Source organism: Paraburkholderia sp. J8-2 (genome assembly GCF_905220195.1).
GTDB lineage: Bacteria > Pseudomonadota > Gammaproteobacteria > Burkholderiales > Burkholderiaceae > Paraburkholderia.
The window spans coordinates 1-25155 of the sequence record NZ_CAJMZA010000014.1 but is presented as its reverse complement, the minus strand read 5'-3'; the positions used below and the strand labels follow the sequence as shown (position 1 = coordinate 25155).

Annotated in this window: 25 protein-coding genes; 14 read left to right on the top strand and 11 right to left on the bottom strand. The window is 64.5% G+C overall.

Features of this window, described 5'->3' with window-relative positions; translation table 11 throughout:
• The 4 genes from U5A52_RS25945 to U5A52_RS25930 all read left to right on the top strand — a co-directional run bounded on the left by U5A52_RS25945 (position 1) and on the right by U5A52_RS25930 (position 3836).
• Positions 1-1056: a sulfate ABC transporter ATP-binding protein gene (locus U5A52_RS25945; RefSeq protein ID WP_321914296.1), complete on the top strand. Its 1056-nt coding sequence runs from the start codon at positions 1-3 to the stop codon at positions 1054-1056.
• Between the two features lie 102 nt (positions 1057-1158).
• A complete protein-coding gene (locus U5A52_RS25940) occupies positions 1159-2085 on the top strand; it encodes a CysB family HTH-type transcriptional regulator (protein WP_321914297.1) in 927 nt (308 codons plus the stop codon).
• 50 nt (positions 2086-2135) lie between these two features.
• Positions 2136-3164, top strand: a complete 1029-nt coding sequence (locus U5A52_RS25935) for an asparaginase (RefSeq protein ID WP_321936725.1) — start codon at positions 2136-2138, stop codon at positions 3162-3164.
• 183 nt (positions 3165-3347) lie between these two features.
• On the top strand, positions 3348-3836 hold the full coding sequence (locus U5A52_RS25930; RefSeq protein ID WP_321914299.1) for a RidA family protein: 489 nt from the start codon (positions 3348-3350) through the stop codon (positions 3834-3836).
• Positions 3837-4135: 299 nt separating this feature from the next.
• On the opposite strand, the gene U5A52_RS25925 is transcribed toward U5A52_RS25930, so the two are convergent.
• The 3 genes from U5A52_RS25925 to gcl all read right to left on the bottom strand — a co-directional run bounded on the left by U5A52_RS25925 (position 4136) and on the right by gcl (position 7793).
• Complete coding sequence (locus U5A52_RS25925; protein ID WP_321936724.1) at positions 4136-5041, bottom strand: 2-hydroxy-3-oxopropionate reductase; 906 nt, start codon at positions 5039-5041, stop codon at positions 4136-4138.
• Positions 5042-5098: 57 nt separating this feature from the next.
• Positions 5099-5896 (bottom strand): hydroxypyruvate isomerase, encoded by a 798-nt coding sequence (gene hyi / locus U5A52_RS25920; RefSeq protein WP_321936723.1) that lies wholly within the window; start codon positions 5894-5896, stop codon positions 5099-5101.
• A 112-nt stretch (positions 5897-6008) separates the two neighbouring features.
• On the bottom strand, positions 6009-7793 hold the full coding sequence (gcl, locus tag U5A52_RS25915) for a glyoxylate carboligase (protein WP_321936722.1): 1785 nt from the start codon (positions 7791-7793) through the stop codon (positions 6009-6011).
• A 161-nt stretch (positions 7794-7954) separates the two neighbouring features.
• Between gcl and U5A52_RS25910 the strand changes: the two genes are divergently transcribed.
• The 10 genes from U5A52_RS25910 (at position 7955) to U5A52_RS25865 (ending at position 15761) form a co-directional block, all read left to right on the top strand.
• On the top strand, positions 7955-8863 hold the full coding sequence (locus U5A52_RS25910; RefSeq protein ID WP_321914303.1) for a substrate binding domain-containing protein: 909 nt from the start codon (positions 7955-7957) through the stop codon (positions 8861-8863).
• A 125-nt stretch (positions 8864-8988) separates the two neighbouring features.
• Positions 8989-9783 (top strand): RNA polymerase sigma factor, encoded by a 795-nt coding sequence (locus U5A52_RS25905; protein ID WP_321936721.1) that lies wholly within the window; start codon positions 8989-8991, stop codon positions 9781-9783.
• Positions 9773-10693 carry an anti-sigma factor family protein gene (locus tag U5A52_RS25900; protein WP_321914305.1) on the top strand — a complete coding sequence of 307 codons (921 nt, stop codon included), beginning with the start codon at positions 9773-9775 and terminating at the stop codon, positions 10691-10693. Before U5A52_RS25905 ends, U5A52_RS25900 begins: the two co-directional genes overlap by 11 nt.
• Before the next feature lie 206 nt (positions 10694-10899).
• Entirely contained in the window at positions 10900-11271 is a 372-nt protein-coding gene (gene rpsF, locus U5A52_RS25895; RefSeq protein WP_027818337.1) for a 30S ribosomal protein S6, read from the top strand.
• A gap of 59 nt (positions 11272-11330) precedes the next feature.
• A complete protein-coding gene (gene priB / locus U5A52_RS25890; RefSeq protein ID WP_321936720.1) occupies positions 11331-11630 on the top strand; it encodes a primosomal replication protein N in 300 nt (99 codons plus the stop codon).
• 2 nt (positions 11631-11632) lie between these two features.
• On the top strand, positions 11633-11908 hold the full coding sequence (rpsR, locus tag U5A52_RS25885) for a 30S ribosomal protein S18 (protein WP_027797225.1): 276 nt from the start codon (positions 11633-11635) through the stop codon (positions 11906-11908).
• 27 nt (positions 11909-11935) lie between these two features.
• Positions 11936-12388, top strand: a complete 453-nt coding sequence (gene rplI, locus U5A52_RS25880) for a 50S ribosomal protein L9 (RefSeq protein ID WP_321914306.1) — start codon at positions 11936-11938, stop codon at positions 12386-12388.
• A gap of 158 nt (positions 12389-12546) precedes the next feature.
• Positions 12547-13929, top strand: a complete 1383-nt coding sequence (locus U5A52_RS25875; protein ID WP_158757915.1) for a replicative DNA helicase — start codon at positions 12547-12549, stop codon at positions 13927-13929.
• A gap of 184 nt (positions 13930-14113) precedes the next feature.
• Complete coding sequence (locus U5A52_RS25870) at positions 14114-14740, top strand: DUF47 domain-containing protein (protein ID WP_321914307.1); 627 nt, start codon at positions 14114-14116, stop codon at positions 14738-14740.
• 10 nt (positions 14741-14750) lie between these two features.
• Entirely contained in the window at positions 14751-15761 is a 1011-nt protein-coding gene (locus U5A52_RS25865; RefSeq protein WP_321936719.1) for an inorganic phosphate transporter, read from the top strand.
• Positions 15762-15825: 64 nt separating this feature from the next.
• Here U5A52_RS25865 and U5A52_RS25860 read toward each other — a convergent pair whose 3' ends face one another.
• The 8 genes from U5A52_RS25860 to U5A52_RS25825 form a co-directional block, all read right to left on the bottom strand.
• A complete protein-coding gene (locus U5A52_RS25860; RefSeq protein WP_321936718.1) occupies positions 15826-16632 on the bottom strand; it encodes an SDR family oxidoreductase in 807 nt (268 codons plus the stop codon).
• Positions 16633-16768: 136 nt separating this feature from the next.
• Positions 16769-17869, bottom strand: coding sequence for a C40 family peptidase (locus U5A52_RS25855; RefSeq protein ID WP_321936717.1), 1101 nt, complete (start codon positions 17867-17869; stop codon positions 16769-16771).
• Between the two features lie 234 nt (positions 17870-18103).
• A complete protein-coding gene (locus U5A52_RS25850; RefSeq protein ID WP_321936716.1) occupies positions 18104-19942 on the bottom strand; it encodes a PhoH family protein in 1839 nt (612 codons plus the stop codon).
• A gap of 399 nt (positions 19943-20341) precedes the next feature.
• Complete coding sequence (locus tag U5A52_RS25845; protein WP_321936791.1) at positions 20342-20803, bottom strand: peroxiredoxin; 462 nt, start codon at positions 20801-20803, stop codon at positions 20342-20344.
• Between the two features lie 162 nt (positions 20804-20965).
• A complete protein-coding gene (locus U5A52_RS25840; RefSeq protein WP_321936715.1) occupies positions 20966-21862 on the bottom strand; it encodes a polysaccharide deacetylase family protein in 897 nt (298 codons plus the stop codon).
• Positions 21863-21886: 24 nt separating this feature from the next.
• Positions 21887-22936 carry a bifunctional UDP-4-keto-pentose/UDP-xylose synthase gene (locus U5A52_RS25835; protein WP_133184282.1) on the bottom strand — a complete coding sequence of 350 codons (1050 nt, stop codon included), beginning with the start codon at positions 22934-22936 and terminating at the stop codon, positions 21887-21889.
• Entirely contained in the window at positions 22933-23889 is a 957-nt protein-coding gene (locus tag U5A52_RS25830) for a formyltransferase (protein WP_321914313.1), read from the bottom strand. The genes U5A52_RS25835 and U5A52_RS25830 overlap by 4 nt, the downstream gene beginning before the upstream one ends.
• On the bottom strand, positions 23886-24977 hold the full coding sequence (locus U5A52_RS25825; protein ID WP_321936714.1) for a glycosyltransferase: 1092 nt from the start codon (positions 24975-24977) through the stop codon (positions 23886-23888). Before U5A52_RS25825 ends, U5A52_RS25830 begins: the two co-directional genes overlap by 4 nt.
• Between the last annotated feature and the right edge of the window lie 178 nt (positions 24978-25155).

Here is a 25155-nt window from a genome sequence, read left to right as displayed (position 1 = left end):
ATGGGCATCACCGTCAGCAATCTGCACAAGCGCTTCGGCGACTTCACCGCCCTCGACAACGTCTCGCTCGACTTTCCGCCGGGCGAACTGGTTGCGCTGCTCGGACCTTCCGGTTGTGGCAAGACCACGCTGCTGCGCGTGATCGCGGGCCTTGAATACGCCGACGCGGGCCAGGTCGTGCTGCAAGGCCAGGACGTGGGCGAGGTGGGCGCGCGTGAGCGCCAGGTGGGCTTCGTGTTCCAGCATTACGCGCTGTTCCGCCATATGACGGTGTTCGAGAACGTGGCGTTCGGCCTGCGCGTGAAGCCGCGCGGCGAGCGGCCCTCGGAGGCTGTGATCCGCGAAAAGGTGCATGAGCTGCTCAAGCTCGTGCAGCTCGACTGGCTTGCCCAGCGTTACCCGTCCGAACTGTCGGGCGGCCAGCGTCAGCGCATCGCGCTCGCGCGCGCGCTCGCCGTGGAGCCGAAGGTGCTGCTGCTCGACGAGCCGTTCGGCGCGCTCGACGCCAAGGTGCGCAAGGAATTGCGCTCATGGCTGCGCCGCCTGCACGACGACCTGCACATCTCGACGATCTTCGTCACGCACGACCAGGAAGAGGCGCTCGAAGTGGCCGATCGCATCGTGGTGATGAATCATGGGCATGTGGAGCAGGTGGGCAGCCCGCAGGACGTCTATGATCATCCACAGACGGCTTTCGTCTACGAGTTTCTCGGCGCCGCGAACCGGCTGCGCGGCAGTGTGGATGCACGCGGCTTCGTGGCCGAAGGCGCGGCGCAGCCGATCTCGGTGCACGCGAGCTTCGAAGGCCCGGCGCTCGCCTACGTGCGTCCGCACGACCTCGTGCTGCACCGCGAAGCGAGCGAGCATCGCGACGGCATCGTCGTCGACGTGCGCCGGGTGGTGACGCTGGGCGGCTCGGTGCGCGTGGAGCTGGAAAGCCGCACCGGCGGCGCGCTCGAAGCCGAGCTCGACCGCGAGTCGTGGCGCGCGCTCGGGCTGACGGTGGGCCAGGGCGTGACGGCGGTGCCGCGCGGGCTGCGCGTTTTCCCGGCTTAGATTCCCGGCTTAAACTCGCGGCTTAAATCGCGGCGCAATGCGCGTTACAGTGCTCACATCGACAAAAACGAACAATCGGTCAGCAGTCCCGGAGAGAAGACCATGAATTTTCAGCAGTTGCGTTTCGTGCGCGAAGCCGTGCGGCAGAACATGAACCTGACCGAAGTGGCTAACGTGCTGTACACGTCGCAGTCGGGCGTCTCCAAGCAGATCAAGGATCTCGAAGACGAGCTCGGCGTGGACATCTTCATTCGTCGCGGCAAGCGCTTGACGGGCCTCACGGAGCCGGGCAAGGCGGTGCATCAACTGATCGAGCGCATGCTGCTCGACGCCGAGAACCTGCGCCGCGTGGCGCGCCAGTTCGCCGACCAGGACAGCGGTCACCTCGTGGTCGCGACGACGCACACGCAGGCGCGTTACGCGCTGCCGAAGGTCGTGCACCAGTTCCGCGAAGTGTTTCCGAAAGTCCACCTCGCGCTGCGCCAGGGCAATCCGCAGCAGATCGCGCAGATGATCATCAACGGCGAGGCCGACATCGGCATCTCGACCGAAGCGCTCGACCGCTTCCCCGATATCGTCACGTTCCCGTGCTACTCGTGGCATCACGTGGTGGTCGTGCCGAAGACGCATCCGCTCGTGGGCCGCGAAAACCTCACGCTCGAAGACGTGGCCGAATATCCGATCATCACCTACGACCAGGACTTCACGGGCCGCTCGCATATCGACCAGGCGTTCGCGAAGGCGGGCGTGGTGCCCGACGTGGTGCTGACCGCCATCGACGCGGACGTGATCAAGACCTATGTCGAACTCGGCATGGGTGTGGGCATCGTCGCGGCAATGGCCTACGACCCGAAGCGCGACAGCGAACTCGTTGCGCTCGACACGGAGCATCTGTTCGAAGCGAGCACGACGCGAGTGGGCCTGCGCAAGGGCGCGTTCCTGCGCCAGTATGCGTACCGGCTCATCGAAATGTTCGCGCCGCAACTCACAGAACAGCAGATCGCGAGCCAGTTGCGTGAGGCAACCTGAAAGGCGGGCTGATTTTCCCGACGGGCGGCGGATCGCTTAAAATCGCCGCCATGAATACTTCCACTTCCTCTTCCGCGGCGGCGCCCAAGGCGCTCCCGCGCATCGCTGTGCTCGCCACGGGCGGCACGATCGCGGGCTCGGCTGCGGACGCAGCGAACACCGCGGGTTACCAGGCCGGCGTGATTGGTGTCGCGCAGCTTCTGGCGGCTGTGCCAGGCCTCGACGCCATCGCGCAGATCCACGCCGAGCAGATCGCGAGCATCGACAGCAAGGACATGTCGCTCGCGCTGTGGTCCACGCTCGCGCAGCGCGTGAACGAACTGCTGGCCAGCGACGAGATCGACGGCGTCGTGATCACGCACGGCACGGACACGCTCGAAGAAACCGCGTATCTGCTGCATCTCACGGTGAAGAGTGCGAAGCCGTGCATCTTGACGGCGGCCATGCGGCCCGCCACGGCGCTTTCCGCCGACGGTCCGCTCAATCTGCTCAACGCCGTCACGCTCGCGGCGAGCGAGGCGGCGGCGGGGCAGGGTGTGCTGGTGGCGTTCAACAACCGCATTCATTGCGCACGCGACGTCGCGAAGGTCAGCACCTACGCGGTGGATGCGTTCCAGTCGCCGGAAATCGGTGCGCTGGGCTGGGTGCAGGATGGGCGCGTGGAATTCCAGCGCCGCGCGCTGCGCCCGCATACGGTCGATGCGCCGTTCACGGCAGCGGTTCAATGGCCGATGGTCGAGATCGTGACGAGCTACGCGGGTGTGTCGCGTGCAGCGGTCGAAGCGCTCGTGGCCGCCGGTGTGGATGGGCTCGTCGTGGCCGGCACCGGCAATGGCTCGATTCACGGCGGGTTGCAGCAGTCGCTGGCCGAAGCGGCCGCGAAGGGTGTGGCCGTCGTGCGCGCCTCGCGCGTCGGCTCGGGTCACGTGATGCACAACGGCGCGGCGAAGGACGACGCGCTCGGCTTCGTTTCTTCGGGCACGCTTAGCCCGTACAAGGCGCGTGTACTGTTGCTGCTCGCACTCGCTGCTGGCATGACCGACACGGCGGGGCTGCAGGACGCGTTCGACACGTACTGAGCCAGACAGTGCAAAACGAAAAACAGGCCTTGCGGATTCGTCCGCAAGGCCTGTTGCGTTTCTGGCCGTGCTTGCGTGTGATCGCGCTTGCTGCAGCGCAGGCGGGCATGTGTCCCGAAGGCATCGCCTGAAGGAATACCCCTGCGCTGTATGATCGCAGTCTGAGACAAGGGGGAAAGCAACGTGACGACCAGAGACGAAAGGCTACAACAGTTAGCGATTGAGCTGGGTTTTGACCTGAACGAACCCATCAAGGCGGGAGGAAAGTACATCCCCGTGCTGGTTGACGAGAATGTCGCTTACATTGCAGGTCAACTTCCCCGGATTGGGGACGTGGTTCGCTTTGTTGGCATTGTTGGTGAATCAATCTCACTCGATGAAGCCCGCCAGGCAGCCGCGACGTCCACCGTTCGAGCGCTGGCTCTCGCCAGGGGCGCTTTGGGTTCGCTGGACGCGATATCGGCCGTTCCACGGATTACCGTATTCGTCCGCAGCGCGGCTGACTTCACGCTGCAAAGCGAAGTAGCCGACGGTGCATCCGATGCGTTGTATTCGGTCTTGGGCGAGGTGGGCGTGCACACGCGGACTTCGGTCGGTGTTTTGCAATTGCCCAAGGGTGCAGCGGTTGAAATCGATTTCGTTTTCAAGGTGAAATCGCTTACTCGCTCTTGAGAAAGAAAGGGCGAAGCGAAGTCAACGCAAAAACGGGCATCCGACACGCGGACACCCGATGACGACGTCTGACCGACCAAGGCTTCCCCGCCGTCACCGGGCGCCGCTTTCGGACCCCACTGGCCGCCCTCAGCCCAGAGCGGCACCGATTTGCCTCGCGTCGGTTGCCGCCGCCGCGAAGCGCCCCACGGGAGGCTCGTGCGCTGTAGCCATTGCGCGCGAGCCGATGTGCGTGATCCGGTTCTGCGGGCGGTTCGCGCATTACGTCGCGCGAACCGCCGTCCTGCAACCGCTGAAACTCAAGCCGCCTTCACTTGCGCTTGCGGTTCGGCGATCTCGAAGTTCGCCATGATTTCGAGCGCGCGAATCATTGCCGAGTGATCCCACGCCTTGCCGCCGTTCGCGGCGCACACGCTGAAGAGTTGCTGTGCGCTCGCGGTGTGCGGCAGTGCGATACCCAGCTTGCGTGCGCCGTCGAGCGCGAGGTTCAGGTCCTTCTGGTGCAATTCGATACGGAAGCCCGGATTGAACGTGCGCTTGGTCATGCGTTCGCCGTGCACTTCGAGAATGCGCGACGAAGCGAAGCCGCCCATGAGGGCCTTGCGCACGCGCTCGGGGTCGGCGCCCGAACGTGCTGCGAACAGCAGCGCTTCGGCCACGGCCTCGATGTTCAGCGCGACGATGATCTGGTTCGCGACTTTCGTGGTCTGGCCCGCGCCGTTGTCACCGACGAGCGAGATGTTCTTGCCCATCAGTTCGAACAGGGGCTTGGCGGAATCAAACGCCTTTTCCGGGCCGCCGACCATGATCGAGAGCGTGGCTTCGCGTGCGCCGACTTCGCCGCCCGAAACCGGTGCGTCGAGATAGTCGCAGCCGAGCGCGTTGATCTGCTTGGCGAACTGTTGCGTTTCGAGCGGCGAGATCGAGCTCATGTCGATCACGAGCTTGCCAGCCGAGAGACCCTTGGCGACGCCGTCGTCGGCGAACAGGACGTTGGCGACATCAGGCGTGTCCGGCACCATCACGATGACGATGTCCGACACCTTCGCGACAGCCGTCGAATCGGCGACGACTTCGGTTTGCGTGCGCAGGTCGTCGGGTACCGGGTACTTGCCGTTCACGGCGAGCGTGTGACCGCCCTTGATGAGGTTGCGCGCCATGTGCGCGCCCATGATCCCGAGTCCGATAAAGCCAATCTTTGCCATCTTGTGTGTCTCCGTTAAAGCGAATGCGTGAATGTGCGTCGTGGCGGGCGACCGCGCTCAGGCCAGTTCGGCGGTGCGCTGCTTTGCGCTGCGCAGCCAGCTGAGGCCTTCGACAGTCGTCGTGCGAGGCTTGTACTCGCAGCCGATGTGGCCTTCGTAGCCGAGCGAGTCGAGCAGATCGAACAGGAACGGGTAGTGGATTTCGCCCGTGCCGGGTTCGTTGCGGCCAGGATTGTCGGCGAGCTGAATGTGGGCGATCTTCGCGAAGTGCTTCTTGATCGTCGCGGCGAGTTCGCCTTCCATGCGCTGCATGTGATAGATGTCGTACTGCAGGAACAGGTTGTCCGATCCGGTCTTTTCGATCACGTCGAGCGCTTCGGCGGAGCGGTTCAGCGCGAAGCCGGGAATGTCGTACCCGTTGCACGGCTCGACCAGCAGGCGGATGCCTTCGCGCTTCAGTTCGCCAGCGGCAAAGCGAAGGTTATCGACGATCGTGGCAAGCGCCGTCTCGCGATCGACGCCAGCCGTCGGAATGCCGACGAGGCAGTTGAGCTGCGGCACCTTCAGCGCCTTCGCGTACTCGATCGCGCGGCCGACACCTTCCTGGAACTCGCCACGGCGATCGGGCAGGCAGGCAATGCCGCGCTCGCCCGCTTCCCAGTTGCCGGCGGGCAGATTGTGAAGTACGAGCTTCAGCCCGTTGACTTCGAGACGCTCGGCCAGTTCGGTGGCCTTGTACGGATACGGGAACAGGAACTCCACGGCGTCGAAGCCCGCTTGTGCTGCCGCGGCAAAGCGGTCGAGGAAGGGCACTTCGTTGAACAGCATGGTGAGGTTCGCGGCGAATTTTGGCATGGTGCGGGGTCTCGCTGGTCGGTCAATAAAGGAAGTCACGCGGGAAGTCGCGCTGGCAGCGCGCCGATGCCGTGCGCGCTGCCGGTGCTGCAGTGATGCGTGGTCGATGCGCTCAGTCGAGGGCGCTCAGCGCGCTGATGGCAGTCGGCGCGTGCTCGGGCTTTTCGGCCAGTTCTTCGAACTCGTTGATCGCGTCGATTTCGGTGCCCATCGAGATGTTGGTCACACGCTCGAGAATCACTTCGACGACCACCGGCACGCTGTGTTCGGCGGCGAGCGCCTGAGCCTGCTTGAGCGCCGGTGCGATCTCTTCCGGCTTGAACACGCGCAGCGCCTTGCAGCCGAGGCCTTCGGCAACCGTGACGTGATCGACGCCGTAGCCGTTCACCTCAGGCGCGTTGATGTTCTCGAACGCGAGCTGCACGCAGAAGTCCATGTCGAACGCGCGCTGCGCCTGGCGGATCAGGCCGAGATACGAGTTGTTCACGACCACGTGCACGTACGGCAGCTTGAACTGTGCGCCCACGGCCAGCTCTTCGACCATGAACTGGAAGTCGTAGTCGCCCGAGAGCGCCACGATCGGACGCGTCGGATCGGCTGCGCGCACGCCGAGCGCCGCGGGAATCGTCCAGCCGAGCGGGCCCGCCTGGCCGCAGTTGATCCAGTTGCGCGCCTTGTACACGTGCAGGAACTGCGCGCCTGCGATCTGCGACAGGCCGATGGTGCTCACGTAGCAGGTGTCGCGGCCAAACGCCTTGTTCATCTCTTCGTACACGCGTTGCGGCTTGATCGGCGTGTTCTCGAAGTGCGTCTTGCGCAGCATCGTGCGCTTGCGCTGCTGGCAGTCGGCCACCCACGCGCTGCGGTCCTTCAACTTGCCCGCGGCCTTCCATTCCTGTGCGATCTCGACGAAGAGTTCGAGCGCGGCCTTCGCGTCCGACACGATGCCGAGATCCGGGCCGAACACGCGGCCGATCTGCGTCGGCTCGATATCGACGTGCACGAACTTGCGGCCCTTCGTGTAGACCTCGACGCTGCCCGTATGACGGTTCGCCCAGCGGTTGCCGATGCCGAGCACGAAGTCGGAGGCGAGCATCGTGGCATTGCCGTAGCGATGCGAAGTCTGCAGGCCGACCATGCCGGCCATGAGCGGATGGTCGTCGGCAATCGCGCCCCACGACATGAGCGTCGGGATGACGGGCACGCCCACGGTCTCGGCAAACTGAACGAGCAGGTCTTCGGCTGCTGCGTTGAGCACGCCGCCGCCGGAAACGATCAACGGCTTTTCGCTGGCGTTGAGCATTTCGAGTGCGGCTTCGATCTGCTTGCGCGAGGCCTTCGGCTTGTAGACCGGCAGCGGCTCGTACGTGTCGATGTCGAATTCGATTTCGGCGAGTTGCACGTCGATGGGCAGATCGACCAGCACCGGACCCGGACGGCCCGAGCGCATCAGATGGAACGCCTGCTGGAACACGCGCGGCACGAGCGCCGGCTCGCGCACGGTAACGGCCCACTTGGTGACGGGCTTGGCGATCGACTCGATGTCGACAGCCTGGAAGTCTTCCTTGTAGAGGCGGGCGCGCGGCGCCTGGCCCGTGATCGCAAGGATCGGAATCGAATCGGCCTGGGCCGAGTAGAGGCCCGTGATCATGTCGGTGCCCGCGGGGCCCGAGGTGCCGATGCACACGCCGATGTTGCCGGGCGTGGCCCGCGTATAGCCTTCGGCCATGTGCGAAGCGCCCTCGACGTGGCGCGCCAGCACGTGCGTGATGCCGCCGGCCTTTTTCATCGCCGAATAGAACGGATTGATGGCTGCGCCCGGCACGCCGAAAGCGGTATCGATGCCTTCTTTTTCGAGCACCAGAACAGCGGCGTCGACGGCTCTCATTTTGGCCATGATTGTCTCCTGAATGTCTCGTATGCGAGGAATGGCTAAGCGTTGAGGCCCACTTTAGAGGCGCAGGAAAGGTTTGATAAGATCAGTCCAGGTCGTTTATTCCGAAACAAAAAGTATGGAATGCCGGTGGGGCGCGGCTTCCGCCCGGAAGGAGACACGCAATGGACCGTTTCAAACAGATCGAAACCTTTGTGCGCGTCGCGGACGCGGGCAGCCTCGCCGCCGCGGCGCTTGAGGAAGGCGTTTCGCCGGTGATCCTCGGGCGGCGGATCGACGCGCTGGAAAAGCGCCTGGGCGTGAAGCTCATCTACCGTTCGACGCGGCGGCTGGTGGTAAGCGAGGAGGGCGCGGCTTTTCTCGAGCGCTGTCGCGGCCTGCTCGCCGACTGGGATCAGGCCGAAAACGAGCTGTCCGTCGGGCGCCAGGTGGTGAGCGGCCATCTGATCGTCTCGGCGCCGGCCGCGTTCGGGCGCAAGCACGTTGCGCCGCTCGCGCCCGAGTTTCTCGCCGACAAGCCCGAACTCCAGGTTTCGTTCAATCTCACCGACCGCGTGGTCGATCTGGTACGCGAGGGCTATGACCTGTCGATCCGCATCGGCGGTGCGGTGGATCCGAATTTCGTTGCCGTGAAGCTCGCCTCGAACCGGCGCGTGGTGTGCGGCACGCCCGAATATTTCCGCAAGCACGGGCGCCCGCAAACGCTCGAAGACCTGCCGAACCACAATTGCCTCGCGTTCAACCTGCAGGGCGGCCAGAACCGCGGCTGGTACTTCAGCCGCGGCGGCAAGCTCGTGACCGTGCGCGTGGGCGGCACGCTCGACTGCAACGACGGCGAACTGCTGCACCGCTGGGTGACCGAGAGTCTCGGACTCGGCTGGCGCTCGACCTGGGAGATCGACGCCCAGCTCGCGCGCGGCGAACTCGAAACCGTGCTCGACGAGTACGCGCTGCCGGAGTACGACATCCTCGCGGTGTATCCGCAGCAGCGTTATGTGCCGGCGCGCGTGCGCTATTTCATCGACTACCTTAAGGAGGTCTACGCGCGGCCGGGCTATTGGACCGGCGCGTGACGCGTTTCAAATTTTTTTTCGTTTTCGTGCACAGCGCGCGGGAATAAACTGGCCCGAGCTTTGGTAATGCGTGTATAGCGGCCACGGTCGCGCAAGCAAGCCAAACGAAGACGCGAGGGGACGACGTGGGCGAATCCGCGTACGAGCAGGATGAGGCCGGACGCAGCCGCCGCTTTCAGGCGCTGGCGCTGCCGCATCTCGATGCGGCCTACAACCTCGCGCGCTGGCTTTCGCGCAATCCGGGCGACGCGGAAGATATCGTCCAGGAGGCGTTCCTGCGGGCGTTTCGGTTCTTCGACACGTTTCGAGGCGACGAGGCCCGCCCGTGGCTCCTCGCGATCGTGCGGCGCGTCTGGTACGACGAATGGCGGCGGCGCGCGGGCGCGGAAGAGGTGGCGCCATTCGACGAGTTGCGCGACGACGCGCCGCTCGAAGGCTGGGAAACGGGCGGCGTCGATCCGGAGACGCTCGCGATCCGCGCCGAAGACGCCCGCCACGTGCAGGACGCGCTAAGGCGCCTGCCGGTGGAGTATCGGGAAGTGCTGGTGCTGCGCGAGCTGGAGGAGTTGGGCTACCGCGAAATCGCGGCAATTGCCGACTTGCCGGTTGGCACGGTGATGTCGCGGCTCGCACGCGGCCGAAGGCGTCTGGCGACGCTGCTGGCGGCGTACCACGGCGGCGAGAGCGGTAAAGCTTCGGCCAGCACGGCAGTCGATGAGTCTGCAAGTGATTCGGTCGTCCGCGCCCACGGCTGCGCGGACGACAGAGCAGGTGTCGGGGGAAGCAGTCAAGCCAGGAGACCATCCGACCGGGGGAGCGGCGGTCGGTTCCGCGAGGAGCCGGCCGCCGACGGCGGAGCGTCGTTGCATTCTCGCTCCCGCACTGACGGCCGAACGACGGAGGCGCCAGATGAACTGTAACGAAGCGCGCCCGCTGGTCGACGCGAGCGTCGATCGCGAACTCTCCGCCGCCGACGAATGGCGTGTGCGCGAGCATCTCGCAGGTTGCGAGCAGTGCCGCCGCGTTGCCGACGATGCTCAGGCCATCTCTCAGATGATTCGCTCGGCGCCCTACCACCGTGCGCCGGCTGGACTGGCTGCGCGCATCGTCGCGGCATTGCCGGCAACCGAAGTGGCGTCTCCAAAGGCAACGCCATCGCCAGCTCCCGTGCGCGACTCAGGCGGCTGGCGCGCCTGGCTGCGCAACTGGTGGCCTGGCAGCGGCGCAGCGGCGCAGGGCGGAGGCGGTGGTTGGAGCGCTCCGGCCGCGGGCGCCGGTCCGCGCGCGGCCACGCTTGCGTGGTTCGGCTGCGCCGTGCTGATCCTGTGTGCGCTGGCGGTGATCGGCTCGTTGCATCTGCGCCGCCCGGCCGCGGAGACAGCTTTCATCGACGATCTCGTGTCGAGCCATGTGCGCGCCCAGATCTCGGGCCGCGACATCGACGTGATCTCGACCGACCGCCACACCGTGAAGCCATGGTTCAACGGCCGTATCGACTACGCGCCGCCCGTCTTCGATCTGGCGCAGCAGGGTTTTGCGCTGGCGGGCGGACGCCTCGATTATGTGGGGCGCGAACGTGTTGCCGTGCTCGTCTATCACTATCGCAAGCATGTGATCGACGTCTATGTGTTCCCGCCCGGCGCGAGCGGGCCAGCTGTCTCGGGCGCCGCGCCGAGCGGTTCGAGCGAAGGCTACGCGCTCCTGCGCTGGGAGGCGGCGGGCATGACCTGGTGGGCCGTGACGGACGCCGGCTCGGACGCGCTCGACGGCCTGCGCGCGGCGCTCGACGCCCGTCTCGCGGGCGGCGCGAGCGAGGCGGCCGGCAGCTAGGTTTTCTTCTCGCAAGAACGCGGTGGAGCCTCTTCAAGACGCGCCCCACCGCGCAAGTCATTGAAAACACGCCCGAATCATCGCTCCAGCCTACGATCTGCCTTGCGCGGCCCGCCCATCCGCGCTACAATCTTCGGCTTCTCACTTGCCGCACCGGTTCCGACGCCCGGGTGGCTTATATCCACAAGTCAGCACAAGGAGTGAACATGCGTCATTACGAAATCGTCTTCATCGTGCACCCCGATCAGAGCGAGCAAGTGCCCGCCATGATCGAGCGCTACAAGAGCACGATCACCTCGCACGGTGGCCAGATCCACCGCATCGAAGACTGGGGCCGTCGTCAACTGGCCTACATGATCGAGAAACTCGCGAAGGCTCACTACGTCTGCATGAACATCGAATGCGACCAGACCACGCTCGACGAACTGGAACACGCGTTCAAGTTCAACGACGCTGTTCTGCGTCACCTCATCGTCAAGATGAAGAAGGCCGAAACCGGCCCGTCGCCGATGATGAAGGAAGTGCAGCGCGAAGAAGCCAAGAAGGCGGCTGCCCAGCCGACCGAAGCGCAGGCTTAAGTACACAAGCCATCAGGATTCAAGCTCATTTGCCCGACTTATTTGTTTAAGTTAGCCCCGTGAACAGGCTGCAGCTTACGGCCAGCGTCGTCGAACGCGAACCGGTGCGGTACACCCCCGCCGGCGTTCCGATCGCAAGCGTGACGTTGCAGCATTGCACGGAGGTCGTCGAAGCCGGCATTCCCCGCTTCGTCGAGCTCACGATGCCCGCGGTGGCGGCCGGCAAGGCCTGCGGTCTCGTAGAAAGCTGTGAGATGGGCGTGGAAGCGCTCTTCACCGGTTTTCTGGCGAAAAAGCACCGCAATGCGCGAACCCTGGTGTTTCACATCACCGAAATGCAAGGCACAGGAAAGGACTAATCATGCCCCGCCCGACTGGTAAGAAATTCGACAAGCGTCGTCAGCAACAAAACCCGCTCTTCAAGCGTAAGAAGTTCTGCCGCTTCACGGCTGCAAACGTCGAACAGATCGACTACAAGGACCTCGATACGCTGAAGGACTTCATCGGCGAAAACGGCAAGATCACGCCGGCTCGTCTGACGGGTACGAAGGCCCACTATCAGCGTCAGCTGGACACGGCTATCAAGCGCGCGCGTTTCCTCGCGCTGATGCCGTACACCGACCAGCACAAGGCCTAATAAGACGACGCGATAAGGAGCAATAGAATGCAGATCATTCTTCTGGAAAAAGTCGTCAATCTGGGTAACCTCGGCGACATCGTGAAGGTTAAGGACGGTTACGCACGTAACTTCCTGATCCCGAACAAGAAGGCACGCCGCGCAACGAAGGACGCAATCGCTGAATTCGAAGTTCGCCGCGCTGAACTCGAAAAGGCCGCCGCTGAAAAGCTGGCAGCTGCGCAAGCTGAAGGCGAAAAGCTGAACGGTCTGACCGTTCAGATCGGCCAGAAGGCTGGCGTGGACGGCCGTCTGTTCGGTTCGGTCACGAACGCGGACATCGCCGTTGCACTCACGAAGCAAGGCTTCGCAGTGGAAAAGGCGCAAGTGCGTCTGCCGGAAGGCCCGCTGAAGATGGTGGGCGACCACCCGGTGCAGGTTGCGCTGCACACCGACGTCCTCGTCGACGTCACGGTGTCGGTGCTGGGCGAGCACGCCTAAGTACCCACGTGCGGCCCTTGCGGGCCGCGCGGTTTGACGCAAGATCAGGAAGGGCAGGAGCCGCAGGGCTTCTGCCTTTTTTGTTGTGCGCTGTCTGGACGCTCGTTGCGAGTTTTGACGCTTGTTCGAGGCACCCCCTTGTCCGATAATTGCCCTCCATGAACGCTCCGAAAGATCCCCAACTCGACTCGCTGAAGGTCCCGCCGCATTCGATCGAAGCCGAGCAATCGGTGCTCGGCGGCCTGCTTCTGGATAACGCCGCTTGGGACCGGATTGCCGACTTCCTCTCGCAAAGCGACTTCTACCGCTACGATCACCGCATCATCTTCGAGCACATTGGCCGGCTGATTGCGGCCACGCGCCCGGCCGACGTGGTGACGGTGTACGAAGCGCTCGGCACCTCGGGCAAAGCCGATGACGTGGGCGGCCTCGCGTACCTGAACGCACTCGCGCAGAACACGCCGAGCGCCGCGAACATCCGCCGCTATGCGGAAATCGTGCGAGACCGGGCAGTGCTGCGCCGCCTCGTTTCCGTCGCCGACGAAATTTCCGCCGACGCCTTCAACCCGCAGGGCAAGGAAGTGCGCCAGCTGCTCGACGAGGCCGAATCGAAGGTCTTCTCGATCGCCGAAGACGGCGCGCGCGGCACCCAGGGCTTCCTTGAGATCGGGCCGCTGCTCACGCAGGTCGTGGAGCGTATCGACACGCTCTATCACACGGCCAACCCGAGCGACGTGACGGGTACGCCCACGGGCTTCATGGACCTCGACCGCATGACGTCGGGCATGCACGGCGGCGAGCTGATCATCGTGGCAGGGCGCCCGTCGATGGGTAAGACCGCGTTCTCGATGAACATCGGCGAATACGTGGCCGTGGAGTACGGGCTGCCGGTGGCGGTGTTCTCGATGGAAATGCCGGGCACGCAGCTGATCATGCGTATGCTCGGTTCGGTCGGGCGTCTGGACCAGCACCGGATGCGTACGGGCCGGCTCACTGACGAGGACTGGCCGAAGCTCACGCACGCCGTGCAGAAAATGAGCGAGGCGCAGATCTTCATCGACGAAACGGGCGGCCTGAACCCGATGGAATTGCGCTCGCGCGCGCGGCGTCTGTCGCGCCAGTGCGGCAAGCTCGGACTCATCATCATCGACTACTTGCAGCTGATGAGCGGCTCGTCGTCGGGCGAAAACCGGGCGACCGAAATTTCGGAAATCTCGCGCTCGCTCAAGAGCCTCGCAAAGGAACTGGACGTACCCGTGATCGCGCTGTCGCAGCTGAACCGCGGTCTGGAGCAGCGCCCGAACAAGCGGCCGGTGATGTCGGACCTGCGCGAATCGGGCGCTATCGAACAGGATGCGGACGTGATTCTGTTCATCTATCGCGACGAAGTCTACAACCCCGACAGCCCCGACAAGGGCACCGCCGAAATCATCATCGGCAAGCAGCGTAACGGTCCGATCGGCCCCGTTCGCCTCACGTTCCACGGCCAATACACGAAGTTCGACAATTTTGCCGGGGCGCAGACCTTCTACGGCGAATAACGCCATTCCTTGCGCGGCTTGCGCCAAAGTGGCGCAAATGCCGCGGTGGCGTTAGCCGATCCATGCGGCGGCACTCTCCTGACGATACAATATTGCCGTTTTATGACGGTTGGCTTTGTCGCTTATTTTGCCGCCTAATTTGCCGCTTACTGACGGCAATCCGTGACCAATTTCCGGGATACCAATGTTCGGTCGATTCATGCCCACCGAGGGCAAGTTCTTCGAAATTTTCAACGCGCATGCGAAATGCATCGTTTCCGCGAGCCGCGAACTCGAACTTCTGATCGATAACCTCGCCGACGCCGAGGTCCACAAGCAGAACGTGCAGTCCGCCGAGAAGGCCGCCGACAAGCTCACGCACGAGGCGATCGACCTGCTGCACAAGACCTTCATCACGCCGCTCGACCGCGACGAGATCCATAAGCTGATCACGACGATGGACGATTGCCTCGACCTCATGGAGGACGTCGCCACGGCCATTTCGCTCTACGACGTACAAGCCGTGACGGCCGAGGCGAGCCAGCTGGCGCATGTGGTGACGGCCACGGCCGAGCGCGTGCAACTGGCGGTGGGGCTCCTCTCCGACATGAAGCAGGCGCGCGAAATCCTCAAGGCCTGCGAGGACATCGATCGCCTCGAATCCGACGCCGACCGCCTGCTGCGCTCCGCCATCTCGAAGCTGTTCCGCGAGGAAGACAACGTCAAGACGCTGATCAAGCTGAAGGCCATCTACGAATTGCTCGAAGCGATCACGGACAAGTGCGAGGATGTCGCGAACATCATCGAAGGCATCGTGCTAGAGAACGCCTGAGCGGACTGCGATGCAATCGATACAACTCGCCCTCTGGGCGGTCGCGACACTGGTCGCCATCGCTCTCATCTTCGACTTCATGAACGGTTTTCACGATGCGGCGAATTCCATCGCCACGGTCGTGTCCACCGGCGTTCTGAAGCCGCAGCAGGCGGTGGCGTTTGCCGCCATGTTCAACGTGATCGCCTATTTCGTGTTCCACCTGAAGGTGGCGCAGACGGTCGGCAAAGGCACGATCGACCCCGATATCGTCGATCACTACGTGGTGTTCGGCGCGCTGATGGGCGCGATCGGCTGGAACGTGCTCACGTGGTACTACGGCATTCCGTCGAGTTCCTCGCACGCGCTGATCGGCGGTCTCGTGGGCGCGGCGCTCGCGAAGTCGGGCTGGGCCTCGCTCAATTTCGACGGCCTCATGAAGACGGTGGCGTTCATCTTCATCTCGCCGATGCTCGGTTTCATCCTGGGATCGTTCTTCATGCTCACGGTGTCGTGGCTGTACTTCCGCACACCGCCAAGCAAGGTCGACCGGCGCTTCAGGCGGTTGCAACTCGTTTCCGCTGGCCTTTATAGCCTCGGCCACGGCGGCAACGACGCGCAGAAGACCATCGGCATCATCTGGATGCTGCTGATCGCAACGGGCTACTCGGCAATCGGCTCCGACGCGCCGCCCATCTGGGTGATTGGCGGCTGCTATCTGTCGATGGGTCTCGGCACGCTGTTCGGCGGCTGGCGCATCGTGCGCACGATGGGCCAGAAGATCACCAAGCTCAAGCCGGTGGGTGGCTTCTGCGCGGAGGCCGGCGGGGCGCTTACGCTCTTCACGGCTTCGTGGATGGGCATTCCCGTTTCGACCACGCACACGATCACGGGCGCGATTGTCGGCGTTGGCGCGACGCAGAAGCTCAGCGCGGTGCGCTGGGGCGTGGCGGGCAACATCGTCTGGGCCTGGGTGCTGACCATACCGGCCTCGGCCACGCTGGCCGCGGCTGCCTGGTGGCTCGGTCACCGCTTCATGTAAAACCTGCGGCGCCTTCGGGCGCCGCAGTGCTTTTAGGGCCTTGGCCGGCGCGCTGGCGGGCGCTTCAGATCAGCGGCGTGCTGGCCCCATCCATCGGAATGAGCGCGCCCGTGACATAGCTCGCGCGCCGGCTCGCGAGGAAAAGCGCGACATCGGCGATTTCCTCCGGCTTCGCATAGCGCCCGAGCGGCACCTTCGCTTCGCCGCTCGCCAACGCCTCGTCGGCGCCGACGCCCGTCCGTTGAGCCTCCAGCTGAACGGCCTCCTGCAACCGTTCCGTGAGCGTGGCGCCCGGGTTGATGGCGTTGATGCGGATGCCGTAGCGCGCGTGATAGTGCGCGAGGCCCACGGTGGCGAGCATCAATGCTGCGTTGGCCGCGCCTCCCGCAATATGGATATCGCTCGCGAACTTCCCGCCCATGCCGATGATATTGACGATGGCGCCGGGCTCCGCGCTCTCGCCCGACTTGATCCGCTGCACCATGCGGCGCAGCACTTCCTGCTGCGGATAGATGTAGGGGAAATATTTCGCCTCCATCGTCGCCCTGAACGCGTCCGCATCGAGTGTTTCCGGGTCGTAGCGGCGTGCCGCGCCCGCGCTGTTGATGAGAATATCGATTGGGCCGACCGCCGTGGAGACTTCTTCGACCACGTCCGCGGCGCTATGCGCTTCGTGCAGGTCGGCGCGGGTGAGGTGCACGTGCAGGCCCTCGCTCGCCAATTGTTCGCGCGCGCGCGCGAGATTGGCGGGGTCGCGCGAGACGATCGCCACGCGGGCGCCTTCCTGCGCAAAGGCGCGCGCGCAGGCAAGGCCAATGCCCTTGCTGCCGCCCGTCACGAGTACCACCTTCTTGCTGAGTCCAAGATCCATCGTCGCCTCGCTGCGCGAAAGTATGAAAAACGGTCCCGAAACGATAGCAGAGGCGCGGGGCGCCGCAAACCGCTGGAAGCATGAGTCGCCGTCCGGCCAGGGGCAAGGTGCCCGTCAGCGCCGGGGCGTGGCAGCCTCAGTCGCCGCTGTTGGCAAAGCGCGCGATGGGATCGTCGCTGGACTGGGTTGGGGCGGACGAGACTGAACCGGCTGTCGAGGCGCGCATGATCTGCACGCTGCCGGCGGACGGAGCCGCCGCCTGGATCGGCGTCGAGCCCACCTGGCCGGCCTGGCGCGCCGCCGCGTTTGCCGTGGGCGGTGGGGGCTCGAAGGCGTCGGCGGCGGCGTCGATGGCGTCGCGAGGTGCGCTGGCGGCGTTGCCGGGCGCAACTGCGGGAGCGAGCGCGCCCGCGTCGCGAGCCTGCGTTTGCGCCGCGCCGAGCGAAGCGGGTGGCGGCTCGAACGCGTCGGCCGGGGCGGCGGCAGCCGTCGAGGCCGTCGGCACAGTCGCCTGCGTCGCCACATAGCCTGGAACCGGAGCGGCGACAATGCGATTCTGGCTCGCAGCGACCGCACGCGGCGCGGGCTGTGCACCCCCGGCAGGCGCGACGCTGGCCATGGCGGCGGCTGGTGGTGCGGCATTCACGCCGGGCGAACGTTCAGTCGGCGCAGAGGCTTCCCACGTCGGGGTCTCGAAAGGCGTGCGCCGCGCCGGCGCCATGCGGCGGATCCCGTCGAAGCGTTTCGCCCAGTAGGGGTTGGTCAGATAGTCGAGCCGCACTGTGCCGCCCGTCGAAGGCGCATTCACGAAGCGCAGATTGCCCACGTAGATCCCGACGTGCGAATGCGGTCGTCCTGTCGTATTGAAGAAGACGAGATCGCCGGCTGCGATCTCATCGGGTTCGATGGTTTCGCCGCGCGTGCTCATTTCCGCGGTGGTGCGCGGCAAGTCGACCGAGGCCGAGCGGGCCAGCACGTATTTCACGAGACCGCTGCAATCGAAGCCGCTATCGGGCGTATTGCCGCCCCAGCGATACGGAATGCCGACGAGCCCCATCGCCTGGATCGAGATTTCCTCGCGGCCCACGCTGTGATCGACGAAATTGGGAAAGCCCGGTGGCCGGGTTCGCCACGTGTTTTCGCTGGAAGACGAACCGCTGCGCGATACCTTTTGCGGCGCGCTGGAGCACGCGGCAAGCAGAACGGAGATCAGAAGCGGAAGCCAGAGTCGGCGCATGAAGCGAATATGGCGCGCGCGACGCGTGCGCCATCGGGAAAACGGATCATGGGCGGATGGTAGCCCGCCCGTCAGGGCTTTCGCAAGGATTCTTCACAACTTACTTGAAGTTCGGGCGCCAACTGTTGCGCCTGGGGGACGCGTGGCCAATAAAAAAGGACCGTATCCGGTTCTCCGGATACGGTCCTTGCCCAATGCGTGGGAGCCCCTGAAAAGCGGCGCCCAGCGAATGGATTACAGGATATCGGACGCGTAATCGGCAAGCCGCGAGCGTTCGCCGCGGGCGAGCGTCACGTGGCCGCTGTGGGCCCAGCCCTTGAAGCGGTCCACCACGTAGGTGAGGCCCGAACTCCCTTCGGTGAGATAAGGCGTATCGATCTGCGCGATGTTGCCGAGACACACGATCTTCGTGCCCGGACCCGCACGCGTGACGAGCGTCTTCATCTGCTTGGGCGTAAGGTTCTGCGCCTCGTCGATGATCAGATACTTGTCGACGAACGTGCGGCCGCGCATGAAGTTCATGCTCTTCACTTTCAGGCGCGAGCGGATCAGTTCCTGAGTCGCAGCGCGCCCCCATTCGCCGGCGGCGTCATCGGTTTTCTGGAGGACTTCGAGGTTGTCGTCGAAGGCGCCCATCCACGGCTGCATCTTTTCCTCTTCCGTGCCCGGCAGGAAGCCGATGTCCTCGCCAACCGGCACCGTCGCGCGCGTGACGATGATCTCGTTGTAGCGCTTTTCGTCGAGCACTTGCGCCAGGCCCGCCGCAAGCGCGACGAGCGTCTTGCCCGTGCCGGCCTGGCCGAGCAGCGTGACGAAGTCGATCTCCGGGTTCATCAGCAGGTTCAGCGCGAAGTTCTGCTCGCGGTTGCGCGCCGTGATGCCCCACACGTTGTTCTTGTGGTGGCCGTAGTCGCGCAGCGTTTGCAGGAGCGCCGTCTTGCCGTTGAGCTCGCGCACGATCGCGTGGAACGCCGGTTCGCCGTTCTGCGGCTCGAGGTACACGAACTCGTTCACCAGCATCGACAGGCACTCGGGGCCCGTCACGCGGTAATACGTCGTGCCGGTCTTGGTGTCCTGCCAGGACTCCATGCCCTTCGCGTGCTTCGACCAGAAGTCCTGCTGGAGCGCGCGCACGCCCGAGTAGAGCAGGTCCTTGTCTTCGAGAACCTGGTCGTTGAAGTAGTCTTCCGCGGGCAGCCCGAGCGCATGCGCCTTGATGCGCATGTTGATGTCTTTCGACACCAGCACGACGAGCCGGTCAGGCCGGTCGCGCTGCAGCGCGCGCACCACGCCGAGGATCTGGTTGTCGGCCTTGCCTTGAGGCAGGCCGTCGACCGGATCGATATGCGTGAGCGTAGTCTGGAAGTACAGGCGTCCGAGCGCCTCGCGGCTGCCGAGGCGGCCAAGCGAAATGCCTTCGGAGATCGGGCCCGCGTTGGCGACCAGCTGGTCGAGCGTGCGGCTCACCTGGCGAGCGTTTCGCGCGACTTCCGACATGCCCTTCTTGTGGTTGTCGAGTTCTTCCAACGTCATCATCGGCAGATAGACGTCGTGCTCCTCGAAACGGAACAAGCAGGTCGGGTCGTGCATGAGCACGTTCGTGTCGAGCACGAAGAGCTTCTGGACTTCGGTGCTCTCTTCGGGATGCACGCGTTTTTTCGTGCCGGCGCGCGTGGCAGGCGCAGCGGCGCCGCCGGAGGCTTTCGCCGACGCGGGCTTGCCGCCGCGCCCAACGGGCGTGTCGGCTCCGGTGCGTGCCTCGACAGGCTGCAGCAGCGCGGCCGTCACTTGCTTGCTGTTGTTGCGCTTGCTGCGCGCGGGCGCCGGTGCGACCGGTTCGAGCGCGGCGAGTTCGGCGCTGCCGCTCGGAAGCGGCACCGTGCGCAGCGTGGTCGCTGCGTTGGCGGCCTGCGTCATCGGCTCGGCGACGCTCGCGGGGCCGTATTCGGCAACGTCGGCTGCGTCGTTCTCGCTCGCGGCCTTGCGTGTGCTGCGCGTCGTGCGGGCACGCGTCTTGTATTCATCCGGCGGCAGCAGGTTGCCGAGCTTGCTGGGGGGAGTAGGCAAAGGCATGGTGTCCCTCGAAAAATTCGGGTCGAGTGGTCGCGGGGTTACCCAGTAAGGCGCGCTTTCGGGCGGTGCGTGCGGGTGCCGGGTAGGCGCCCGCCGTTACTGCGCAAGGTGCGCGCTCAGGTCAGAAAATGCCGGTTCGCCTGGTTTTCGATCAGCTCCTTGACGTTTGCGCGCACCGGGTCGCAAAGCCGGCGCGAACGGGGAGAAAAGCGGGAGGGAACAGCGTGGAACAAACAAAAAAGCCGCCGCCCCGGATGACGAGGCAAGCGGCTTCACTTCGGTGTTGTCCCGTTGCCTCGGATGCGCATTTCCGGTCATTGCATGACCGGCTGCGAAACCGCCGCAACGCGACGTAAAAAGGGTTGGACAGGCACTCATTGCAGCCCAATATAACGCTCCTCAAAGCGCTTGTACAGCCTCCAGAACTTCCTCGACATGGCCCGGAACCTTGATGCCGCGCCACTCCTGGCGCAGCACGCCGGTAGCGTCGATCAGGAAGGTCGAGCGTTCGATACCTCGTACCTGTTTGCCATACATTTTCTTCAATTTGATGACGTCGAAGAGCGTGCACAGCGCTTCGTCGGCATCCGATACCAAGGTAAACGGCAATTCGAGCTTGGCCTTGAAGTTATCGTGCGAGCGCACGCTGTCGCGCGACACGCCCACGATCTGCGCGCCGGCCTTCTTGAACTTCGGAGAGAGGTCGCGGAATTGCAGGCCCTCGGTCGTGCAGCCCGGCGTGTTGTCTTTCGGATAGAAGTAGAGCACCACCTTGCTGCCCTTCAGGCTCGAAAGCGTGAAGTCGCCGCCGGTGGCGGGGGCGGTAAAGTCGGGAACGGGGTGGTCGACTGCGATGGTCACGTCAGGCACGTGGCTCTCCCTTTGTTATTGGCTGGCGTTGCCGCAGCGCTTTGAATCTGGAGGCTGCAGCGCCGTTTCGCCGGGACGGCGTGCCGCCCGCGGCGGGGGGCGTTGCGCGGGCGCGGGTCCGGGCAGGCACCCCGCGGCGCGCGGGCGGCGGATTCAGTCGGGCTGAACGATCAGCTGGCCGGAGCGGCCGGCGATCTCGCCCCAGGTGACAGGGTACGATGGCAGCGAATCCGGGTCCAGCGTCGCATGGTAATCGCCCATCGTGGCAAACGTGTGGCCTTGCGCGCGCCAGCCCGAGAGCAGCTGCTCGAAGATAGGGGCGAGCTTCTGGCCTTCGAGTTCGGCGTGCAGCGTGAAGACCTGGTCGTGCGGGTTGTTTTCGGTGCGCTTGAGCATCCACGCGGCGACCGTGTCGGTATCGACGCCATCGACGCCGAGCACCTCGTCGAGCGTGGGCAGCGTGGTGGGCATTTGCACGTGGTTCAACGTGCGGCCCGCCACCACCGGACGGTAGGGCGAGTGGCCACGCCCGTCGGAGGCGTACTTCATGCCCCACGTGTCGATCTGCTCGAAGGCCGCCTCGTTCATCTGCCAGCCCGCTGCACCATGCGTGACGGGCGGCGTGCCGAAGATGCGCGTGAAGCGGTCGTGGCTCTTCTGCATCTGGCGCGCGGTCCATTGCGCGTCACGCGTGCGCACGTTGTCCTGCCAGTACACGTGATCCCACGTATGGATGCCGCACTCGAAGCCGGCTTCGTGAATCGCGCGCATTTCAGCCGCGGCTTCCACGCCGATGTCGGGGCCCGGCAGCAGCACGCCGTACATCAGCTGCTTCACGCCGTAGTGCTCGACCACCGACGTGCGCGAGACCTTCTTCAGAAAGCCCGGCCGCAACACGCGGCGCAGCGCCCAGCCCGTGTGATCCGGGCCGAGGCTGAACAGGAACGTGGCGCGCGCCTTGTAGCGATCGAAGATGCGCGCGAGGTTCGGCACGCCTTCGCGCGTGCCGCGCAGCGTGTCGACGTCGATTTTCAGAACGATGCGAGCCAAGAGGCGAGGACCTTTATCTAACGCTTAGTGTTGCTCGACGAGCGCACGCGCTTCGGCCACATGGCCGCGGTACGCTTCGAAGATCTTGCGCAGCGCTTCGTCGAAGGTCGACTTCGGCGCCCAGCCGAGTTCCTGCTTCGTGTTGTCGATCTTCGGCACGCGGTTCTGCACGTCCTGATAGCCCGCGCCGTAGTAGGCGCCCGACGACGTTTCGACGAGCTGCACCTTCTTCGCCGTTTCCGCGTACTCCGGGAATTCGGCGGCGAGCGCGAGCATCTTGTGTGCGAGTTCGCGCACCGAGAAGTTGTTGGTCGGGTTGCCGATGTTGTAGATCTTGCCCGTGGCGACGCCGTCCTTGTTCTCGATGATCTTCATCAGCGCTTCGATGCCGTCGTCGATGTCGGTGAACGCACGCTTTTGCGCGCCGCCATCCACGAGGCTGATGTTCTCGCCGCGCACGATGTGGCCGAGGAACTGCGTGACGACGCGCGACGAACCTTCCTTCGGCGTGTAGATCGAGTCGAGGCCCGGGCCGATCCAGTTGAACGGACGGAACAGCGTGAAGTTCAGGCCTTCCATGCCGTAGCCCCAGATCACGCGGTCCATGAGCTGCTTCGAGCACGCGTAGATCCAGCGCGGCTTGTTGATCGGGCCGTAGGTCAGCGCCGAGGCGTCCGGATCGAACTGCTCGTCCGAACACATGCCGTAGACCTCGGAGGTCGACGGGAAAACAAGGTGCTTGCGGTACTTCACGGCCGAACGCACGATCGGCAGGTTCGCTTCGAAGTCGAGTTCGAACACGCGCAGCGGCTGCTGCACGTAGGTAGCGGGCGTGGCGATGGCGACGAGCGGCAGGATCACGTCGCACTTCTTGACGTGGTACTCGACCCACTCCTTGTTGATCGTGATGTCGCCTTCGAAGAAGTGCATCCGCTCATGCTTGACGAGGTCGCCGAGGCGGTCCGTCTGCATGTCCATGCCGAACACTTCCCAGTTCGTGGATTCGAGGATGCGCTTGGAGAGGTGGTGGCCGATAAAGCCGTTCACACCCAGGATCAGGACTTTTTTGGTCATGGACGGGGGACAGATGAAATGAGTTCGGAGAACGCGGCGGGGCTGATAACGGTTTCTTGACCGTTATGCGCATGCCGCAGTTCGTGGATCGCGATGGCGCGTGCGTCGCCGCAGACGGCGAAAAGCGCATTATCGCTTACGTGGATGCCCACGGGCAATCCGGCGAGGGGGCGGACCCTTTCGGCTTCTTGCGAGCCGGGGCGCACGAGGCGCGCGCGGGCAATGACAAAACGCTCGTTGCCGATGTCGGTGAACGCGCCGGGATAGGGCGGCGCGACGGCGCGAATGAGGTTGTACACCTGCTGCGCGCTTTGGCCGAAGTCGACGCGGCCGTCTTCCGGCTTGCGCCCACCGTAGTAGCTGCCCTTGGTAAGGTCGTTCGGCAGATGCGGCGCCTCGCCCGCAATCAGCGCGGGCAGCACGCGCCAGAGCGTCTGCTCGGCGGCGACCGTGACCTTGTCGAAGACCTGCGCGGCGGTGTCGTCGGGAAGGATCGGCACCGGCGTTTGCGCGACGATCGCACCCGCGTCGGGCTTCGCGGCCATTTCGTGCAGCGTGGCGCCCGTTTCGGTTTCGCCGTTGAGTACGGCCCAGTTCGTGGGCACGCGGCCACGGTACTTCGGCAGGAGCGAGCCGTGCATGTTGTACGCGCCGCGCCCGGCGAGCGCGAGCAGGTCCACGGGCAGCATGTGCCGGTAGTAGAACGAGAAGATGAAGTCCGGCCGCGCCGCGGAAACGGCCGCGCGCAGCTCGGCGCTCTTCGGGTCGGCGGGCGTGACGACCTCGATGCCATGCTCCTGCGCCACCGACTTCACGCTGCCGAACCAGATGTTCTCGGTCGGGCTGTCTTCATGCGTGACGACGAGCGCAACGTCGACGCCGCCCGCGAGCAGCACCTGCAGGCAGCGCACCCCCACGTTGTGATACGCGAAGACAACGGCACGCGGTTTCATTGGCCGGCTCCTTCGTTGGCCGGGTTCGTGGCCGCATTGGCGGGTTGCACCGTCGGCGCCGGTTGCGCGAACGCGGCGGCCTGCACGAAATCCTGGCGCGGCGTATCGGCAACGGCGCGGCCATTGCGTTCCTCGAGGATCGTCTGGATCAGGTAACGCGGACGCGCACGCACCTGCTGGTAGATGCGGCCGATGTACTCGCCGAGCAGACCAAGCGCGAAGATGATCACGCCGAGCAGGAAGAACGTGATGGCGAACAGCGTGAACACGCCTTGTACTTCCGCGCCGATGATGAAGCGGCGAATCAGCAGCAGCACGAAGAGCCCGGCCGAGCCGAGCGACAGGATCACGCCGATGAACGACAGCCACTGCAGCGGCACGACGGAGAAGCCCGTCACGAGGTCGAAATTCAGGCGAATGAGGCTATAGAGCGAGTACTTCGATTCGCCGGCGAAGCGCTCTTCGTGCGCGACCTCGACCTCGACCGGGTTTTGCGAGAACGTGTAGGCGAGCGCCGGAATGAAGGTGTTGATTTCGCCGCAGCGGTTGATCGTGTCGATGATGCGGCGGTTGTACGCGCGCAGCATGCAGCCCTGGTCGGTCATCTTGATGCGCGTGATGCGCTCGCGCAGACGGTTCATCGCCTGCGAAGCCTTGCGCCGCCAGAGGCTGTCCTGACGCTGCTTGCGGATGGTACCGACGTAGTCGTAGCCCTCGCGCATCTTCTCGACGAGCTTGCCGATTTCCTCGGGCGGATTTTGCAGGTCGGCGTCGAGCGTGATGACGATTTCGCCGCGCGCCTGCTCGAAGCCCGCGAGAATCGCCATGTGCTGGCCGTAATTACCGTTGAGCAGGATCGCGCGCGTGGTGTCGGGCCGCGCGCGGAACTGCTCGGCGAGCATCGCGGCCGAGCGGTCGCGGCTGCCGTCGTTGATGAAGATCACTTCGTACGAGGTGCCGAGCTTGTCGAGCGCCGGATACAGGCGCGCGAACAGCGCGGGAAGGCCAGCTTCCTCGTTGTAGACCGGAATGATGACCGAGACTTCCGGCGTGTCCGGGGTCAGGGTGCCTTGTTCCGTTTGACTCATGTGTGCGTCGATTCCGTTATTGGATGCTTCGGTTTACTGCGTGCGCGGATCACGGCGCAAATACTGCGCCGAGTTCCGCGTTTCCGCTGTGTCTTGCCTGCTGAGTATGCCTGTGGACTTCGACTTCTGATTCTGCAAACTACTTTGCAAACTTCGCGCTAATCTCGTTCACCGCCTG

Bases quoted from the DNA above. Each gene is read 5' to 3' on its own strand.
- U5A52_RS25850 (WP_321936716.1), bottom strand. From the start codon at position 19,942: ATGCCTTTGCCTACTCCCCCCAGCAAGCTCGGCAACCTGCTGCCGCCG.
- U5A52_RS25830 (WP_321914313.1), bottom strand. From the start codon at position 23,889: ATGAAACCGCGTGCCGTTGTCTTCGCGTATCACAACGTGGGGGTGCGC.
- U5A52_RS25940 (WP_321914297.1), top strand. From the start codon at position 1,159: ATGAATTTTCAGCAGTTGCGTTTCGTGCGCGAAGCCGTGCGGCAGAAC.
- U5A52_RS25860 (WP_321936718.1), bottom strand. From the start codon at position 16,632: ATGGATCTTGGACTCAGCAAGAAGGTGGTACTCGTGACGGGCGGCAGC.
- hyi (WP_321936723.1), bottom strand. From the start codon at position 5,896: ATGCCAAAATTCGCCGCGAACCTCACCATGCTGTTCAACGAAGTGCCC.
- U5A52_RS25900 (WP_321914305.1), top strand. From the start codon at position 9,773: ATGAACTGTAACGAAGCGCGCCCGCTGGTCGACGCGAGCGTCGATCGC.
- U5A52_RS25910 (WP_321914303.1), top strand. From the start codon at position 7,955: ATGGACCGTTTCAAACAGATCGAAACCTTTGTGCGCGTCGCGGACGCG.
- U5A52_RS25935 (WP_321936725.1), top strand. From the start codon at position 2,136: ATGAATACTTCCACTTCCTCTTCCGCGGCGGCGCCCAAGGCGCTCCCG.
- U5A52_RS25925 (WP_321936724.1), bottom strand. From the start codon at position 5,041: ATGGCAAAGATTGGCTTTATCGGACTCGGGATCATGGGCGCGCACATG.
- rpsF (WP_027818337.1), top strand. From the start codon at position 10,900: ATGCGTCATTACGAAATCGTCTTCATCGTGCACCCCGATCAGAGCGAG.
- U5A52_RS25865 (WP_321936719.1), top strand. From the start codon at position 14,751: ATGCAATCGATACAACTCGCCCTCTGGGCGGTCGCGACACTGGTCGCC.
- U5A52_RS25870 (WP_321914307.1), top strand. From the start codon at position 14,114: ATGTTCGGTCGATTCATGCCCACCGAGGGCAAGTTCTTCGAAATTTTC.
- rplI (WP_321914306.1), top strand. From the start codon at position 11,936: ATGCAGATCATTCTTCTGGAAAAAGTCGTCAATCTGGGTAACCTCGGC.
- U5A52_RS25825 (WP_321936714.1), bottom strand. From the start codon at position 24,977: ATGAGTCAAACGGAACAAGGCACCCTGACCCCGGACACGCCGGAAGTC.
- U5A52_RS25855 (WP_321936717.1), bottom strand. From the start codon at position 17,869: ATGCGCCGACTCTGGCTTCCGCTTCTGATCTCCGTTCTGCTTGCCGCG.
- U5A52_RS25835 (WP_133184282.1), bottom strand. From the start codon at position 22,936: ATGACCAAAAAAGTCCTGATCCTGGGTGTGAACGGCTTTATCGGCCAC.
- gcl (WP_321936722.1), bottom strand. From the start codon at position 7,793: ATGGCCAAAATGAGAGCCGTCGACGCCGCTGTTCTGGTGCTCGAAAAA.
- U5A52_RS25945 (WP_321914296.1), top strand. From the start codon at position 1: ATGGGCATCACCGTCAGCAATCTGCACAAGCGCTTCGGCGACTTCACC.
- rpsR (WP_027797225.1), top strand. From the start codon at position 11,633: ATGCCCCGCCCGACTGGTAAGAAATTCGACAAGCGTCGTCAGCAACAA.
- U5A52_RS25875 (WP_158757915.1), top strand. From the start codon at position 12,547: ATGAACGCTCCGAAAGATCCCCAACTCGACTCGCTGAAGGTCCCGCCG.